Annotated in this window: 17 protein-coding genes and 1 tRNA gene; 8 read left to right on the top strand and 10 right to left on the bottom strand. The window is 67.7% G+C overall.

The window, feature by feature from the left end; all coding sequences use genetic code 11:
- Positions 1–11: 11 nt before the first annotated feature.
- Positions 12–1,163 carry a class I SAM-dependent methyltransferase gene (locus tag NL1_RS07055; protein WP_067835577.1) on the bottom strand — a complete coding sequence of 384 codons (1,152 nt, stop codon included), beginning with the start codon at positions 1,161–1,163 and terminating at the stop codon, positions 12–14.
- A gap of 900 nt (positions 1,164–2,063) precedes the next feature.
- On the opposite strand from NL1_RS07055, the gene NL1_RS07050 reads away from it, so the two are divergent.
- From NL1_RS07050 to NL1_RS07035, 4 genes are all read left to right on the top strand, one after another.
- On the top strand, positions 2,064–2,642 hold the full coding sequence (locus NL1_RS07050; RefSeq protein ID WP_067835575.1) for an AMIN-like domain-containing (lipo)protein: 579 nt from the start codon (positions 2,064–2,066) through the stop codon (positions 2,640–2,642).
- 183 nt (positions 2,643–2,825) lie between these two features.
- A complete protein-coding gene (locus NL1_RS07045; protein ID WP_067835573.1) occupies positions 2,826–3,455 on the top strand; it encodes a hypothetical protein in 630 nt (209 codons plus the stop codon).
- Between the two features lie 87 nt (positions 3,456–3,542).
- Positions 3,543–4,160 (top strand): DUF305 domain-containing protein, encoded by a 618-nt coding sequence (locus NL1_RS07040; RefSeq protein ID WP_067835572.1) that lies wholly within the window; start codon positions 3,543–3,545, stop codon positions 4,158–4,160.
- A 188-nt stretch (positions 4,161–4,348) separates the two neighbouring features.
- Entirely contained in the window at positions 4,349–4,882 is a 534-nt protein-coding gene (locus tag NL1_RS07035; protein WP_067835570.1) for an Rv2240c family protein, read from the top strand.
- 64 nt (positions 4,883–4,946) lie between these two features.
- Here NL1_RS07035 and NL1_RS07030 read toward each other — a convergent pair whose 3' ends face one another.
- From NL1_RS07030 to NL1_RS37360, 3 genes are all read right to left on the bottom strand, one after another.
- Positions 4,947–5,276 carry a hypothetical protein gene (locus tag NL1_RS07030; protein WP_067835568.1) on the bottom strand — a complete coding sequence of 110 codons (330 nt, stop codon included), beginning with the start codon at positions 5,274–5,276 and terminating at the stop codon, positions 4,947–4,949.
- A gap of 128 nt (positions 5,277–5,404) precedes the next feature.
- Positions 5,405–5,872 (bottom strand): hypothetical protein, encoded by a 468-nt coding sequence (locus tag NL1_RS07025; protein WP_156094706.1) that lies wholly within the window; start codon positions 5,870–5,872, stop codon positions 5,405–5,407.
- The gene (locus tag NL1_RS37360) at positions 5,869–6,033 is read right to left on the bottom strand and encodes a hypothetical protein (RefSeq protein ID WP_156094705.1); all 165 of its coding nucleotides are present in this window, start codon (positions 6,031–6,033) and stop codon (positions 5,869–5,871) included. The genes NL1_RS07025 and NL1_RS37360 overlap by 4 nt, the downstream gene beginning before the upstream one ends.
- A 188-nt stretch (positions 6,034–6,221) precedes the next feature.
- On the opposite strand from NL1_RS37360, the gene NL1_RS07020 reads away from it, so the two are divergent.
- The 4 genes from NL1_RS07020 (at position 6,222) to NL1_RS07005 (ending at position 9,039) form a co-directional block, all read left to right on the top strand.
- Entirely contained in the window at positions 6,222–6,452 is a 231-nt protein-coding gene (locus tag NL1_RS07020) for a DUF6480 family protein (RefSeq protein ID WP_067835564.1), read from the top strand.
- Positions 6,453–6,508: 56 nt separating this feature from the next.
- Positions 6,509–7,150: a GntR family transcriptional regulator gene (locus NL1_RS07015; protein WP_067835562.1), complete on the top strand. Its 642-nt coding sequence runs from the start codon at positions 6,509–6,511 to the stop codon at positions 7,148–7,150.
- Entirely contained in the window at positions 7,150–8,454 is a 1,305-nt protein-coding gene (locus NL1_RS07010) for an MFS transporter (protein ID WP_067835560.1), read from the top strand. Before NL1_RS07015 ends, NL1_RS07010 begins: the two co-directional genes overlap by 1 nt.
- Before the next feature lie 78 nt (positions 8,455–8,532).
- Positions 8,533–9,039, top strand: a complete 507-nt coding sequence (locus NL1_RS07005) for a hypothetical protein (protein WP_156094704.1) — start codon at positions 8,533–8,535, stop codon at positions 9,037–9,039.
- Between the two features lie 71 nt (positions 9,040–9,110).
- On the opposite strand, the gene NL1_RS07000 is transcribed toward NL1_RS07005, so the two are convergent.
- From NL1_RS07000 to NL1_RS06975, 6 genes are all read right to left on the bottom strand, one after another.
- Entirely contained in the window at positions 9,111–9,815 is a 705-nt protein-coding gene (locus tag NL1_RS07000; RefSeq protein WP_067835556.1) for a flavodoxin family protein, read from the bottom strand.
- 102 nt (positions 9,816–9,917) lie between these two features.
- Positions 9,918–10,652, bottom strand: a complete 735-nt coding sequence (locus NL1_RS06995) for a DsbA family oxidoreductase (RefSeq protein WP_245673123.1) — start codon at positions 10,650–10,652, stop codon at positions 9,918–9,920.
- A gap of 230 nt (positions 10,653–10,882) precedes the next feature.
- Positions 10,883–12,154 carry a serine hydrolase domain-containing protein gene (locus NL1_RS06990; protein ID WP_245673122.1) on the bottom strand — a complete coding sequence of 424 codons (1,272 nt, stop codon included), beginning with the start codon at positions 12,152–12,154 and terminating at the stop codon, positions 10,883–10,885.
- 504 nt (positions 12,155–12,658) lie between these two features.
- Positions 12,659–12,735 (bottom strand) — tRNA-Leu (locus tag NL1_RS06985).
- 129 nt (positions 12,736–12,864) lie between these two features.
- Complete coding sequence (locus NL1_RS06980; RefSeq protein ID WP_067835551.1) at positions 12,865–14,343, bottom strand: amino acid permease; 1,479 nt, start codon at positions 14,341–14,343, stop codon at positions 12,865–12,867.
- A 58-nt stretch (positions 14,344–14,401) separates the two neighbouring features.
- Entirely contained in the window at positions 14,402–15,868 is a 1,467-nt protein-coding gene (locus tag NL1_RS06975; RefSeq protein ID WP_067835549.1) for a peptide MFS transporter, read from the bottom strand.
- Positions 15,869–15,892: the final 24 nt, after the last annotated feature.

Here is a 15,892-nt window from a genome sequence, read left to right as displayed (position 1 = left end):
CAATTCGGACTCTACCGTTGCCGGACATCGTGTAGGCCACGCACCGACCGTGTCACGGTGAACTTCCGGTTCCGGCTGATCACCTCGGTGTGGCCGACCATCCGCTCCACCACGCCGCGGTAGTTGAGGTGGGTGTTGTACACCGTCCACAGTTCGCCGCCGGGGCGAAGCACGCGACCGGTCTCGGCGAACATCTTGATGGCCGAGCCGGTGTGCACCGCGGCGCCGACGTGGAACGGCGGATTGCACAGGACCAGGTCGGCGCTGTTGTCGGCGGCCGAGGACATCGCGTCGTCGCGCACCACTGTCACCCGATCGGCCACATCGTTGGCGGCGGCCGTGGCGCGCGCCGAGGCCACCGCTGCGGCCGATTGATCGGTGCCGACCACTCGCAGCGCCGGGCGCGCTTTGGCCAGCGCCACCGCCAGGATGCCGGTGCCGCAGCCGAGGTCGATGGCGTCGCGGGCGTCCGGCTTCATCCACTTCAGGTGCTGCAAGAGGAATCTGGTGCCGATGTCCAGGCGCGCGCCGGAGAACGCGGCGCCGTGCGCGACGACTTCGATGCCCACCTCGTCCAGGCTTTCGCGCACCGGAAACCGGGGATCGCCAACGGGTTTCGGTCCCTCGATGAAGAGCGTGCGCGACTTCTGCCTGCCGCGGCTGGCGTGGACCGCCGAAAAGGACTCGCCCAGTACGTCGTTCATCGACTTGGTCAGATACTTGTCGCGACCGCCCGCGATGACGCTCACCTTCGGGTCGGCGTATCGAGCGATCGCTTCGGCCACTTCCGCCAGGCCCGCCAGCACCCGGGGCAGCCGGAGCAGCACCACCTCGACGCCGCTCAGCAGGTCCTCGGTGAGCGCGTGCGCGGTGTAGCGGTCCGCGAGCCCGAGCGTGCGAGCGTTGTTGGCCAGCGCCAGTTCGCCGGTGAGCAAATCCTGGTGCACGCGGACGTCGCGCAGGTCGTGCCGCGCGATCGCGCCGAGCGTCAGCGCGCCGTAGCTGTCACCGATAACGGCAATCTTCCCGCTACCGGCCATCTCGATCGCGTCCGCGGCCACGTCGAGGATCAGCCGGTCGGCAGCATCGACGGCATAGAGGTTCAGCGCCTCCACATCCGGATACCGCCGCAGTCGGCCAAGCACGTCCTCGACATCGTCCACACGTCAAGTGTGCTAGATCGTTGCCGAATAGTCGCGCCCGCCCCGGCAAATCGCGCTTCGGCACCCACACCGCGCCGCCGTCGTTCTTGTGAAGCGTTCTGCCACAAGGCCACTCGCACGATCGACGGGAACGCGCCCGGCTGCGACACCGCGGATGGGCGTGTCCCGTCGATGCACCCGAGCCCGCTCGGCCGCCGATTCGGTTTTGCGCATACGACATCTCGGGCGCACTCGATCGTCGACCGGTCGACCCGCGTCGCCGATACCGAGCGGAGGAACTCGAACGGAACGACCTTCGCTTCACATCCGAACGTCCACGAGCGGTGCGGCCTCGACGGGCGCGGGTCGCGAGCGCCCGAGACTCCAAAACAACTGCCCAGCAATCGATCACCGGCTCCGGTGACAGGACGTCCGCCGTCCGATCGACGGACCCAGCTTGCCGAGGGGAATCGGCGGCACCTGGAAATGGGCGACCCGTGAACATGCCGGTGGTTCCACCCGCCCAGCACAGGTACGGCTGGCCGCCGAGCCGCTGAGCAACTGGTCGCTTTCAACGCCCCTATCGCAAATCGCGCCTACGAACGCGCCATACCCGCGAGACCCGCCCCACACAGGTACGACTGGCCGTCGGCCCACTGAGCAAGCGGCCGCTCCCAAGACCCCATCGCGATCGCGCATACGAACGCGTCATGCTCGCGAGACGCGCCCAGCACAGGCACGGCACGCAACCGGCCCGCCGAACAAGCGGTCGCTTCCATCGCGAATCACGCACATGGGCGCGTCGCGCTTACGACCCGCCCCCACTCGCGAAGCAACCCGATTCCGCCACACGCCGATCGGCACACGCCGGGTCGCTCATTGTTCCCCGCCGGGACGGCCCCGCTGCGTAACATCAGCCCCATGCGCAACAGGATGGTGCTCACGGTCGCCGTGGCTGCGGCCCTGATCGCAGGCTGCGACGACGCCGAAACCGGCTCGGCCGCGACGACGACTCCGCCGACCACCACGGGCTCGCTCGTGGAAGCGCCCGCCCAGCCACCGGGCGACGCGTCACCCAAGCGGGGTACGCCCTCGAACGACGCCGGGCTCACAGTCACGGACCTACGCATCGGCCACCACCAGGGTTATGACCGCATCGTCTACGACCTGGGCGGCACCGGAACTCCCGGCTGGATCGTGCAGTACACCGATCGCGCGATCCAGGACGGCAGCGGCAACGAAATCGACGTCGCCGGACAGTCCGTTCTCGAAGTGCAGATCACCGGCTCGGCCTACCCCTTCGACAGCGGCGTCACCCCCTACTCCGGCCCCGATCCCGCCACCGACCCGAGCGCACCCGGCATCGCGGGCGTCTACCGCACCGCTGTTTTCGAAGGCACCACCCAGTCCTTCATCGGCGTCAACGCCGACCGGCCCGGCTTCTCGGTCACCACCCTCTCCAACCCCACCCGCCTCGTCATCGACATCGCATCCCCCTGACCCCGAAGCAACTACGCAGACCTTCGACACGCTTCGCAGCGGCTGCAACCTCTGCGAGGCGTGTGAAGCCTTTGCGAAGCCAGCTCGGATTGCAGCGGGCCGGATGCGGGGAGCGGGGGGTGAATCGCGGATACTTGAAGGGGGTATAGGTAGCCGTGCGGGGCGCCAGCTACCCTGATCGATGTGGCCGCACCGCACGCTTCCCAGCACGCAGCCGGGTTCACCCGGTTGCTGGGCGTGCTCACCCTGATCGCGGGGATCGCGGCCATGCACGTCGGCATTTTCACAACACCTGCGGCCGCCGCGCACCACGCGACTGCCGTCGCGGCAGACCCTTTTGCGGCGGTCACGGTGCATCACGCCGCCGCCATCTCGGACACGGGCGCACACCCGGCGCCGACCTCGGATCACTGGGCGGAGGGCAACCGAACAAGCGCCGATCACTCGGCGGCGACGGCCGATTCGGCTGACGTCGGCGGAGACTCCGCGGCACAAGCTGCCATCGTCGGCAACGCACCAGCTTCCGGGTCGGCCGATCACTTGGCCGTCCGCGCACTCACACACTCCGAATTCCTGTTGAGCCCCTCCGCCGAACCCCGGTGCGCCGACTGCGGCGACGGCCACGCCGGTCTGCATGCCTGCGTCTTCATCCTGACCGTGCTCACCATGGCGGTCCTGCTCGTCGTGCTGTACCGGATCGCAGGCGATCACCACACGCGCGGGCCGACGCCGCGACACTGGCGACCCGAACGTGAACGTCCACCGCCTTGGACCGTGCTGTCCCTGGCCGAATTGTCGATTCTGCGGATCTGACAGGTCCACCGCGTCCGTAATTCCACGGTCGTGGTTTCCGCCTGCCCTTTTCACCGTGCTTTTCCGCAATTCCCAAGGAGTTCAACCATGTTCATCACCCGTACCCGCATCACCCTCGCCGCCTTCGCCGCGGGCGCCCTGCTGTTCGCCGCCGCGTGTGGCGACGATTCCGATTCGACATCCGGCATGGATCACGGCACGACGTCGAGCACCGCCGCCACGGCCACCTCCGCCACCCGGACCGACTTCGACGATGCCGACGTCACCTTCCTGCAGATGATGTACCCGCACCACGCCCAGGCCGTCGACATGGCGAAGATGGTCCCCGGCCACACCCAGAACCCGCAGCTGATCGCGCTCGCCGCGGAGGTCGAGAAGGCGCAGGCGCCCGAGATGGAGCAGATCAGCGCACTGTTGCAGAGCTTCGGCAAGCCCGCGCCGACGGCAGGCAGCGGACACGAGGGCCACCGCATGCCCGGCATGATGTCGGCCGAGCAGATGCTTGCGCTGGAGGCGGCGTCCGGCGCCGAGTTCGACCGGATGTGGCTGGAGATGATGATCGAGCACCACGCAGGCGCGATCGATATGGCGAAGACCGAGCTGGCCGAGGGCGTCAATCCCGACGCGCAGGCGCTGGCCCGCGCGGTGATCGCCGCGCAGGAGGCGGAGATCGCCACCATGCGCACCATGCTCGGCCAGAGCTGACCGCGCGACCGGTCCTCATCGGCCCAGGTCCGGGTTCGATGCGGACCGGTCGGCCCGGTCCACGCCCGGCGGTATCGGTTGACCATCGATATCGGCACGCCGAGCTGACGGGACCCGGCCCGCCAAGTACCGTCGAATGGTCCGGTCTTGTGCGCGGCTGGACGTTCCGAGGGGAAAGGCGAACGGACATGCGACGACTGGAACGTGCGGGCCTGACCGCCGCCGCGGCAGCGACCGCAACCGGCATCATCTTCATCGGCGCCTGCTCCACGCAGATCTCCGGCAACGCCCAGGTCAACCAGTCCGAGTTGGCCGCCTACACCTCCGAAGTGGCCGCCTCCTCGGCCGCGGCGTCCTCGTCGCGGGCGGCCGCGGTCGAACGCGCGGCGGGCGCCGCCTGCGACGCCTTCGCCGCGGCGAACGAGAGCTCGGTGAGCTCGTTCAACGCCTACATCGACGCCAGCAACATCAACGCGCCCGACGCCGACGCCAAAGCCACCGCCGCCGTCTCCACGTTGCGCGCCAATGCCCGCAACGTGGACCAGAAGGTGACCAGGGACCTGCCGCCGGATCTCGCGAGCACTCTGCGCGCCTACCGCGACGACACCAACGCCCTCGCCGACCTGCTCGAACGCCGCGTCGACGTGGACACGCTCAACGACGCCATCGACGAGTTCAACGCGACCAAGAACACCGTGCGCGAGGCCTGCCGAAGCCACTGATCCGGATCCGGCCGAGTCGCCGCGCCGCCGCCGGATCGGCTGGCCCCTGAGAACCTCGCCCGGCTCAGGTCGGTGGGACGCTCCCTTGCCACGCGGCGGGCGAATCGCTCGGATGCTGTTGCCGTGCAAGCCGATTCCGCCGCTCGAACACCAGCAGCGCGGCGCCGGCCGACAACGCGCCACCCGCGATGACGGCCGCGAGCAGCCACCCGTCGGCGCCGAGGGCCGCGACGGCGACGGCCGCGATCAAGGCGAGCACTCCGATCCCGACCAGCACGAAACCAGCCCAGTTCCTGGTGTCGGCCATCGTCTCGCCGGGTTGCAGTCCGGCCGTGCGGGCGATATCCGGTGCGTCGTCGAGCGGGGGAATCTCCCATGCCCCGTCGGATGCCATGATGCGACCACCTCGTTCAGCGGATTGTGCGCGATACTCTCGACGGCTGGGTGCCCCGCCTCGGCGCATCGAAACTGTTCGCGCGAACACCACTGCACGCCAAGGTAATCAGCGCCACTGCGCGGGGCTCACCCGGCGAGTGCGCGACCGCGCAGATCTCCGCGATGGCCGAATCTGTGTATGGCGCCGAGCAATTCGGCGACGAACGGCCCCGGCTGCGGCAGTTCGTAGCCCGGCGGCCAGAGCCAGCGGCGCTCGTCGGAGGTGGGCTTGCTGGATTCGCTGAGCAGTGGCAGCGCAACCTGCTCACCCCACTCCACGATCCGCACGCCGGCCTCGGAGAGCAGAGACCCGTACGCCGGGTCGCACGTGGGGATGCCCGCGGTCAGGAAGACCCACCGGCCGGTGTCCGGGTCGGCGAACACGGGACCGGCGTGCTGCGCGGGCTGCAACAAGGACTGGACGCGCGCGCCGAGCGAGTCGGGCATGGACACGACGCCCACAGCACCCACCCGCAACACCACCTCGGTGCCCATGATCGCCACGGGGAATCGATACATCTCCCGATAGGTCACTGAGTTCTGCCGCAATGTCATCGTCGCCATCCACCTTCCACGGGTTGGCAGGCTTGTGGAATCGACCGCGAGGCAGCGACATCGACCCGCCACGTCGCGATCTCTTTCGATAGTCCCGTCGCGGCGAGCGCCTCGGCAATGCGATCGGCAATCGCTGGGGAAATCACCAGCACGGTGCGCATCGCACTGGAGATCCCACAACGCGCCGCCCCGTGATTGACCGGGGCGATCCCGGGTAACCGGCAGGCATGGAGCTACTGGTGATCATCGGGATCGCCGTGCTCGTCGGCGCGGTGGTCCTGTCTCGCAAGATGTCCGGACGGCGACCCGACGCCCCGGAATCCCCAGCCAACGACGGGGAGTGATACTCATGGCGGCAATGGACCCCGATCCCGCGCGCACCCCGGATCTGGAACCGGGCGGTGGCGTCGCCCCGGGGGCGACTCCGCCGGAAACCGCGCAGACCTCCGGCCTGTCCGCGCCGGAGCCGCGCACCCGGCACGGGTTCCCCGGAACCGGCGTCGCCGCGATGGCCGTGACGATCGCCTTGGTCGTGCTCTTCACGGTGGCCGCCATTGCGATAATCGTGACGCTCATCTGAGCCGGGTGGCCGATCACACACACCGGTGACCCGCGTACGCACCTAAGATACGACTTGTGTCTAAGACGTACTCATCGGCCGAGCACGCTTATCGGGCGGTCAAGGAGCGCATCCTCACGGGTGCGCTGCCCGGTGGCGAGCTGATCAGCGAGGGCGAGATCGCCGCCGCGCTCGGCACCTCCCGCACACCTGTGCGCGAGGCCTTCCTCCGGCTGGAGACCGAGGGGTGGATGCGGCTCTACCCCAAGCGCGGCGCGCTGGTGGTGCCGATCCCGCCCGACGAAGCCGAGCACGTCGCGCACGCCAGGTACGTCGTCGAGACCGCGGCCGTGCGCGCGCTGGTCGCAGGCGACCCCCGCGCCGTCGCGGAGCCGTTGCGCGCCTCGCTCGACCGGCAGCGCACGCTCGCCGCGGCCGAGGACCTGGACGCCTTCGCCGTCGAGGACACCGACTTCCACCGCACCTACGTCGTGGCGGCGGGCAATCCGCTGCTCACCGGCTTCTACGATTCGCTGCGCGAGCGGCAGCGCCGGATGAACAGTGTCGCGTTGCGGCGCGGTCCGCTGGACATCGACCGGATCATCGATCAGCACGCCCGGCTGGCGGAACTGCTCACCGGCGGTGACGTCGACGGTTTCGCGGCGGCACTGATCGAGCACCTGGCCGGGGTGCACCAGCTGGAGCTACGTGGCTTGTGATGACGACCCTGACCGCGCTACGCCCCGCGGAATCCACTGCCGGAACCAAGCAATGGTGGGGCGTCGCCGCCGCGGTGTTCGCCATCGCCTGGGGCGGCAACGAATTCACTCCGCTGCTGGTCATGTACAAGAGCCACGGGCTTGCGCCGACCACGGTGTATCTCCTGCTCTTCTACTACGTGCTCGGCATCGTCCCCGCGCTGCTGATCGGCGGCCCGCTCTCGGACCGCTACGGCCGCCGCCGTCTTCTGCTTCCCGCACCACTGGTCGCCGCGAGCGGATCGCTGATGCTCGCCTTCGGCTCCGGCTCAGTGCCCGCGCTCGCGGCGGGACGGGTGCTGTGCGGTATCGCGCTCGGCTTGGCGATGGCGGTGGGCAGCAGCTGGCTGAAAGAACTCTCGCAGCCCCCGCACGGCCCCGCCCTGCCCGCGGGAACCGGCGCGCGCCGCTCCGCGATGAGCCTGACCGGCGGGTTCGCGGTCGGAGCCGGAGCCGCCGGGGTGCTGGCGCAGTGGGCGCCACTGCCGGACACGCTCCCCTATCTGATCAACGCCGTCCTCTGCGTCCTCGCCGCGGCCTGGATGTCCCGTGCGCCGGAAACCGTTCCGCCACAGGAGAACCTGCGCGGGTCGTCCGGCAACACCTCGACGACGACACCCGGATCGGGGGCGGTCGCGGAGCTGAACTCGCGGCGCCTCATCGACGACCTGAAGATTCCCGCCGTGAGTCACCGCCGCTTCCGCTACGTCGCCCTGCCCGCGGCACTGTGGTTGTTCACCTCCGCCGCAACGGCTTACGCGGTGATGCCGACACTGATGCTGCCGCACGTGCACGGCGCACCCATCGCGTTCTCGGCACTGATCACCGTGATCACCCTCGGCTGCGGCTTCGCCATCCAGTCGGTGGCCCGCCGCATCGACCGGCCGGGCACCGCCCGCGCCGCGGCCGTCGGACTCTTCTTGGTCACCTGTGGAATGCTCTCCGCGACATGGGCTTCCGGCGCACTCACACTCGGCGCGACCGTCCTCACCGCCGTCGTACTCGGCGCGGGCTACGGCATCGGCCTCGTCGCGGGCCTACAGGAAATCGAACGCATCGCCCGACCCGATGATCTCGCCGGGCTCACGGCGGTGTTCTACTCGGTCAGCTATCTGGGATTCGGTGTTCCCGCGGGGCTGTCCTATCTGCATCAGCATGCGGGTTTCAGTTATCCCTCGATGTACATCGGGCTTGCGGCAGCCGCGGCGGGGTGCTTGGGGCTGGTGCTGCGGAACTACAAGGTGGCGCTGGAGGTTCGTCGCTAGATCGAGGACGAAACTCGTTTCGGTGGCAGCGAATTCAGAGAAGCACCAGCAGACGGGGTTCGCGGATACAGTGGCACTGTGGCTCTGGAATGGCTGGCGGTAGTCGGAACACTGGGCGGCGCGGCCGTAGGGGCGAGTTCCACGATGTTCGTCGATGCGCTACGAGCGCGGCGGGAACGGTCGGTGCGCGTCGAAGACACACAACGCCAGACCTACGTGAAGTGCCTGATGGCTTTGACTCAAACGGACAACGCCATGCAGGCGCTGGCGATCGGCCGGACACCGCTGGACCGCGCCGAGGCCACCGCCGCATTCCGGTCGAATCAGCTGGTCGCCGCGATCTACGAACTCGAACTGGTCGCGCCGCAATCCGTCTGCGACGCTGCCTGGTTGACATACGACAAGCTCAGAGATATTCGGGAAGCACTCATCGCGCAGAGCATGACCGTGGGAAGGGCGGATGCCGGTTCACCGGAGTGGCGGGCGGTGCACGAGCCGTTCCTGGCCGCGCTGGAGCAGCTGCGCGAGGCGATGCGGCGACAGTTGGGCAGCCTGGAGAGGGTGCAACCCCAAGGATCCGCATGACCGAGTGAGTCGACGACGTCCGGCGTCCTCGGATTCCTCGTCGGCGAACTCGAGGTCCACTTGCGGCTCGGCTAGCGGTAGTCCGGGTTCTCGAAGTCGAAGCGGCAGCCCGCGTCCCATTCGGAGCGTTGGTTGCCGTGTGCGGGGATGCCGCCGTTGTCCTTCAGCATTCTGGCGAGGTGCAGCAGGTTCCAGGTCATGAAGGTGGTGTTGCGGTTGGTGAAATCGTTGTCCGGGCCGCCGGATCCTGGATCCAGGTAGGAGGGGCCGGGGCCCGCCTCGCCGATCCAACCGGCGTCGGCTTGCGGCGGGATCGTGTATCCGAGGTGCTGGAGGCTGTAGAGGACGTTCATGGCGCAGTGTTTGACGCCGTCCTCGTTGCCGGTGATCAGACATCCACCGACCCTGCCGTAGTAGGCGTACTGCCCGTGCTCGTTCAGAATCGAGGAGTTGCCGTAGAGACGCTCGATCACCTTCTTGGTGACGGAACTGTTGTCGCCCAACCAGATCGGGCCCGCCAGCACCAAGATGTCGGCGTCCATCACCTGACGCTGTAGCGCGGGCCATTCGTCGCTGGCCCACCCGTGCTCGGTCATGTCGGGCCAGACGCCGGTGGCGATGTCGTGGTCGACGGCACGCAGCTGCGAGACCTCAACGCCCTGCGCGGTCATGATGTGGGCGCTGCGATCGATGAGCCCCTGGGTGTTGCTGATCTCCGGGGAGCGCTTCAAAGTGCAGTTGACGAACAGTGCCTTCAGATCCCCGTAGCTCGCCATGGTTCGTCTCCTTCGTCCGCGGGAGGCTGTGTTCGCGGGAGATTTGCGAACCATAGCGAGAACCGGCCGCCGCCGGACCGGATCCGGCAACTCGTAGCGCTGTCAGTCGCGGCTGGGGACCGCGCAGCCGTCCGGACCGCACGCGTCCGCGTGGCCCACGATCTGCAAGGCGGGCTCGTGATCGGCCCAGGCTCGTTCCAGCGCCTGCGTGAAAACAGCAGGTGGTTGCGCGCCGGACACTCCGTACTTGCTGTCGAATACGAAGAACGGCACCCCGTTCGCGCCGAGCCGCGCCGCCTCCCGTTCGTCGGCGCGGACCGCGTCGGCGTAGGCGGTGGGATCGGCCAGCACGGCACGGACCTCGGCCTCGTCGAAGCCCGTCGCGACGGCGATCCGGACCAACCGCTCCGCATCACCGAACAGGGAGGTCTCCTCGGCGAAATTCGCGCTGTAGAAGGCGTCGACGAGTTCGTCCTGGCGGCCCTCGGCCAGCGCGAAGTGCAGGAGACGGTGCATGTCGAAGGAATTGCCGTAGTCACGTCCCTCGGTCAGGTACGGCAGGCCGAGCTCCGCGGCCTGCGCGCCGATGCCGCGCTCGTTGGCAGCCGCCTGCGCCTCGCTGATTCCGTACTTGCGAGCGATCTTCGCGACGACGGGACCGGACTCGTCCGCGGGCAGCGTCGGATCCAACTCGAACGAACGGTGGACCACCTCGACCTGCGCACGCTGCGGAAACTCCGCCAGCGCCCGCTCGAACCTGGCCTTGCCCAGGTAGCAGAACGGGCAGTTGATATCGGTCCAGATCTCGACCCGCACGGTCGTCCTCGCTTTCGTCATCGTCCCGGTTGGTGGGAACATCCCGGCAGTCGAAGGTGTTCCCCGCGGCCGGGGTGCCGGTGGTCACGGCATCCCGTATCGGCTTGCCAGACGCTGTGCGGAGCTAGGCCGTCGACCCCGGTGGGCCAAGTGGCACCGGCGGCCGGGCGCCAGTGGTCACGGCATCCGGACCGATCTGCCCAGGTCGCGATGCAGGCGGCTGCGGGACGTTGACCTCGGTGTGCCGGAATCTACCGGCGACCGGGTGTGGGCGTGGAACACCCGACCACGAAGCAACCCGCAGGCCAGTCCGCGAACGGCGGCGGCAACGGCTTGCCGAGGCAGGTGATCGGATCGCAGCCGGGGTAGGCGTAAGGACCGAGCCCGAGCGCGGCGAGGGTGGCGTCGGGGTTGGTCATCATCGGATCGGTGATGCTGACGTCCGGCAACGGGACGAACGGGCCAGGGTCCGGCAGCGACGGCTCACGGAACGCGCCGACCAGGGCGCGCAGCACCTGGTGCGCGAAGGTGACATCGCCGGGAACGGTGAACCCGGTCCAGCTGACCACCAGGTTCAGGCTCGGGACGATGTAGTTGTCCTGGCGCATCATGCCGCTCATCTTCACCGCGTCGGTGGGCAGACCGTGGAATTCCGGACCGCAGCCGGGACCGTTGACCACGAACAGGAATCCGTAGCACTCATGCCCCTGCGAGGATTCGGCGGCCTGCGTCAGGTAGCCGTCGGAAAGGACCTGGACGCCTCCCCAATTGCCTCGATTGGCCACCAGCAGACCGAGTTTCGCGAAATCGTCGGGTGCCATCACGAGATGTGCGTAGCCGTAGGTGTTTCCGCTCCGATCGCGCCCCCAGTAATAGTTGCTTGCCCGGATACCCAATGGATCGAACAACTTTCGCTGCGCATACGCCTGAAAATCCTCGCCGACCGCCTGCTGCACCACATAGGCGATGAGATCCACGGCGCGCTGGCTGTACCGAAACGTCTCGCCTTGCGGATACTCGATCGGCATCGCCAACGCCTGGGCCACCACATTGGGATCGAGCTGTCCCAGCCCGGTCACCCCTTCGGACACCACCGCGACCTCGATGCCCGAGGACTCGGTCAGCAGATTGCGCACGCGAATGGCCCGGTGCTCCGCGTCGCCGAGGCCGGGCGGCAGATAATTGTCGATCGGATCGTCGAGCCGCAGCAGTCCTTCGTCGACGGCGATACCGGCGACCAGCGAAACCACGCTCTTGGTCGCACTCCACAGGTTCCACGGCAACCCGCCGGTCCGATCGTTCTGCGGCCCCACGGCGATCAGGCAATTGTTGCGAAATACCTTGAAGTTCAGCCGGGTCGGCGAGGAAGCCGCCGCGATCGCACCGCCGATCGCCGCCGAGTCCAGCCCGACTTCCTCGGGAGTCGCCGTCGGAAACTGCCGCCCCTGCCGCACATCGCAATACTTCAGCCCACCGGGTTCCGCCGCCACGGTGCCACCGAAACCACCGGCTATCGTGGACATACAGAATGTGATAGCCAGTGCCACAACCATTTTCAGGGAATTTCGCATGACCCGCCTTCCGTTCCCCGAGATTCGGTTGTGAAATCGGCGGATACCGCACCCCGTTACGAGAAAAAGGCCCTGTTCAGCGCCCCGAATTCCGTTGCCGCAATTTCCATGGGCGGCCGACCAGGACCCCGCGAGACTCGCGACATCTCCCTACAGCGCTCCCACGGTGAAGTACGCCAGATGGCTGTTCCTCTACGATCCGACCGATCGCATCACCCCGCCGACCGCACCACCGAACTTGTTGTGGCCGAGGCCTCGCCGCTCAGTCCGCCGTGGATACCGCTCGCTGATCTGCGGCTAAGGCCTCGGCACCCAAGATCGCCGTCAAGCCCCCACCGGCTCCCACAATCCCCTTGAAGGCGAAGTCGCCGACACCCTCGACCGGCCATGCACCCACGCACGGCACCTGATGTTCGCGCGTAGCGTGCAACGCAGGCCTTCTACCTGCGGAAACGATGGTGCCCCCAGTCGGACTCGAACCGACACTGAATGGATTTTAAGTCCACTGCCTCTGCCAATTGGGCTATAGGGGCCGTGCGGTCAGCCTACCGACTCGTACGGCTGTACCGGAATCGTGGCGCGGCGGGTCTCGGGTTGTGGGATGACGAGGTTGTTCAGGATACGCCGTGCCCCGCCCGCGGGCAGGGCACGGCGAGCGCGGATTACTCGGCGTGTGCCTTGCCGAGCAGCGAGTGCCTGCGGCTGTAGGCGAAGTAGATCACCAAGCCGATGGCCATCCAGACGAGGAAGCGCAGCCAGGTCTCGACCGAGAGGTTGAGCATCAGCCACAGGCAGGAGAGCACGCCGAGGATGGGGACGAGCGGGACCAGCGGGACGCGGAAGCCGCGGGGCAGGTCGGGCCGGGTGCGGCGCAGGACGAGCACGCCGAGCGAGACCAGCACGAAGGCGAACAGCGTGCCGATGTTGACCATTTCCTCCAGGGTGCCGAAGTCCACGAAACCGGCGAGCAGCGCGCAGCCCACGCCCACGATGACGGTGAGGCGGACGGGCGTGCCCTTGGCGCCGGTGTGCGCGAGACGCTTGGGCAACAGTCCGTCACGGGCCATGGCGAACAGCACGCGGGTCTGCCCCAGGTACATCACCATGACGACGGTGGTGAGGCCGGCGAGCGCGCCGATGGAGATGATGTTCTTCGCCCAGTCCGCGCCGTGCAGCGCGAAAGCCGTTGCGAGCGTTGCGTCGTTGCCCTGCAGCTCGGTGTAGGAGACCATGCCGGTGAGCACGAGGGACACGGCGACGTAGAGCACCGTGACGATCAGCAGCGAGCCGAGGATGCCGCGCGGCACGTTGCGCTGCGGGTCCTTGGTCTCCTCCGCGGTGGTGGCGACGACGTCGAACCCGATGAACGCGAAGAACACCAGGCTGGCCGCGGCGAGCAGGCCGTACCAGCCGAAGTTGCTGTTTCCGGCGCCGGTGAGGAAGGAGAACAGCGACTGGCGGATGCCCTCGTCGCCCGCGCCCGCCTCGGAGGGCGGGATGTAGGGCGAGAGGTTCGACTTGTCGAAGTAGGTCACGCCGACGACCAGCACCACGGCGATCACGCCGAGCTTGATCGCGACCGCGATCGCCGACACCCGGGACGAGAGCTTGGTGCCGACGGCGAGCAGCACGCCGAGCACCGTGATCAGGCTGACCGCGCCCCAGTCGAAGGTGACCGGCCCGAGGTCGACGACCGCGGCCCCGGTGCCCATCACCTGCCCGAGGTACTGCGACCAGCCCTTGGCCACCACCGACACCGCGAGCGCGAATTCGAGGATCAGGTCCCAGCCGATGATCCACGCGGCCAGCTCACCGAAGGTGGCGTAGGAGTAGGTGTAGGCGCTGCCCGCCACCGGAACGGTGGAGGCGAACTCCGCGTAGCACAGGGCGGTCAGGCCGCAGGCGATGGCGGCGAAGACGAAGGCCAGCGAGACCGAAGGTCCGGCAACGTTTCCCGCGGTGCGGGCGGTGAGCGTGAAGATACCGGCGCCGACCACGACGGCGACGCCGAAGATGGTGAGATCCCAGGCGGTCAGATCTTTACGTAGTTTCGAGTCTGGATCGTCGGTATCGCGAATCGACTGCTCGACGGATTTGGTGCGGAACAAGCCATTTCGCCGAGAGGAGCTCGAAATCGCCACGTGTTCTCCTTAAACATGATCAGGCAGGACGCCGGGGTTGCCGGGTGCCGCCGGTTTGCTAGTGGACGCCGGCCATGTAGCGACTGATCCACGGTCCCAGTGCCGCGACGATCAGTCCGACCACGATCGCCACGGCACCGGTGATGCCAAAGTAGGCGACTTCATGCCCAGGGGCGTAAAAACGAGCAAGAACGCCCGACATCGACGTACCAATACCGACGGAAAAGAAGTACAACGCCATCATTTGCGCTCGGAACGCTTCCGGGGCGAGCTGGGTGGTCACCGCGAGCCCGATCGGGGAGAGCAGCAGTTCCGAGACCGCGAACCCGGCCATGATCACCAGCACCGCCAGCGCGGGCACGGACTTGTCCTCGAATCCGGCGAGCGGAACGAACAGCAGGAATGCCACGCCCATGCCGACGACGCCTAGCGCGAACTTGTGCGGCGTACTCGGCGCGCGATTGCCGAGCTTGGTCCACAGCAGCGCGAACAGCGGCGACAGCGTGATGATCCAGACGGGCTCCACCGAGCCGATCCAGCTGGAGGGCGCGGTCCACCCGAAGATGCTCCAGTTCATGCGCTCGTCGGAGTAGACGGCCAGCACGGTGAAGATCTGCTGGAACAGCGACCAGAACACCGCGTTGGCGAGGAACAGCGGGATGAACGCCCGCACCCTGCTGCGTTCGATGGGTGCGACCTTGCCGCTGGTGAGCATGACGGCGAAATACCCGAGCGAAGCCACCGCAATCACGACCGTCGTCGCCTCGGGCAGGTTGTCCAGCGTGACCAACCGGGTCGCGAAGGCGACGGCGACCGCCACCACGATACCGAGCGCCACGCCGAGGGTGGGCCAGATCGCGCTGCGCGGCAACGGGTTCGGCACGTCGCGACCGGCGGTGCCGAGGTTGCGCCGGAAGATCACGTACTGGGTGAGGCCCAGCGCCATGCCGATGGCTGCGGCGCCGAAGCCGTAGTGGAAGCCGAGGCGGGTCTGAAGCAGGCCGGTGAGCAACGGGCCCGCGAACGCGCCGATGTTGATGCCCAGGTAGAAGAGCGTGAAGCCGCCGTCGATGCGCGCGTCGTCCTTCGGGTAGAGCGTGCCGAGCAGCGAGGAGGCGTTCGCCTTCAGCGCGCCGCTACCCAGCGCCACCAAGACCAGGCCGACACCCACGCCTGCCAGTCCGGGCAGCACGGCGAGGGCGATGTGCCCGGCCATGACGACCACACCGCCGTAGAAGACGGTCCGCTCCATGCCGAGCAGCCGGTCGGCGATCCAGCCGCCCAGCACGGTGGACAGGTACACCAGGCCGCCGTAGGCCCCGACGATGCCGACGGCGGTGCTCTGCGGCAGCCCGAGACCGCCGTCCGACACCGAGTAGTACAGGTAGTACCCGAGGATCGTGACCATGCCGTAGAAGGAGAACCGCTCCCACAGCTCCACGCCGAACAGGTTCGCCAACCCGATCGGATGGCCGAACAGAGTCCGAGCGGGGATCGGCCGCTCGGATTCCACTACTTGGGACATACCCAGCACCTTGACACAAATTGC

Origin of the sequence: Nocardia lijiangensis NBRC 108240 (genome assembly GCF_001613045.1) — a bacterium.
GTDB lineage: Bacteria > Actinomycetota > Actinomycetes > Mycobacteriales > Mycobacteriaceae > Nocardia > Nocardia lijiangensis.
The sequence above is the reverse complement of the archived record's forward strand: the minus strand, read 5'-3'. Positions and strand labels throughout refer to the sequence as shown.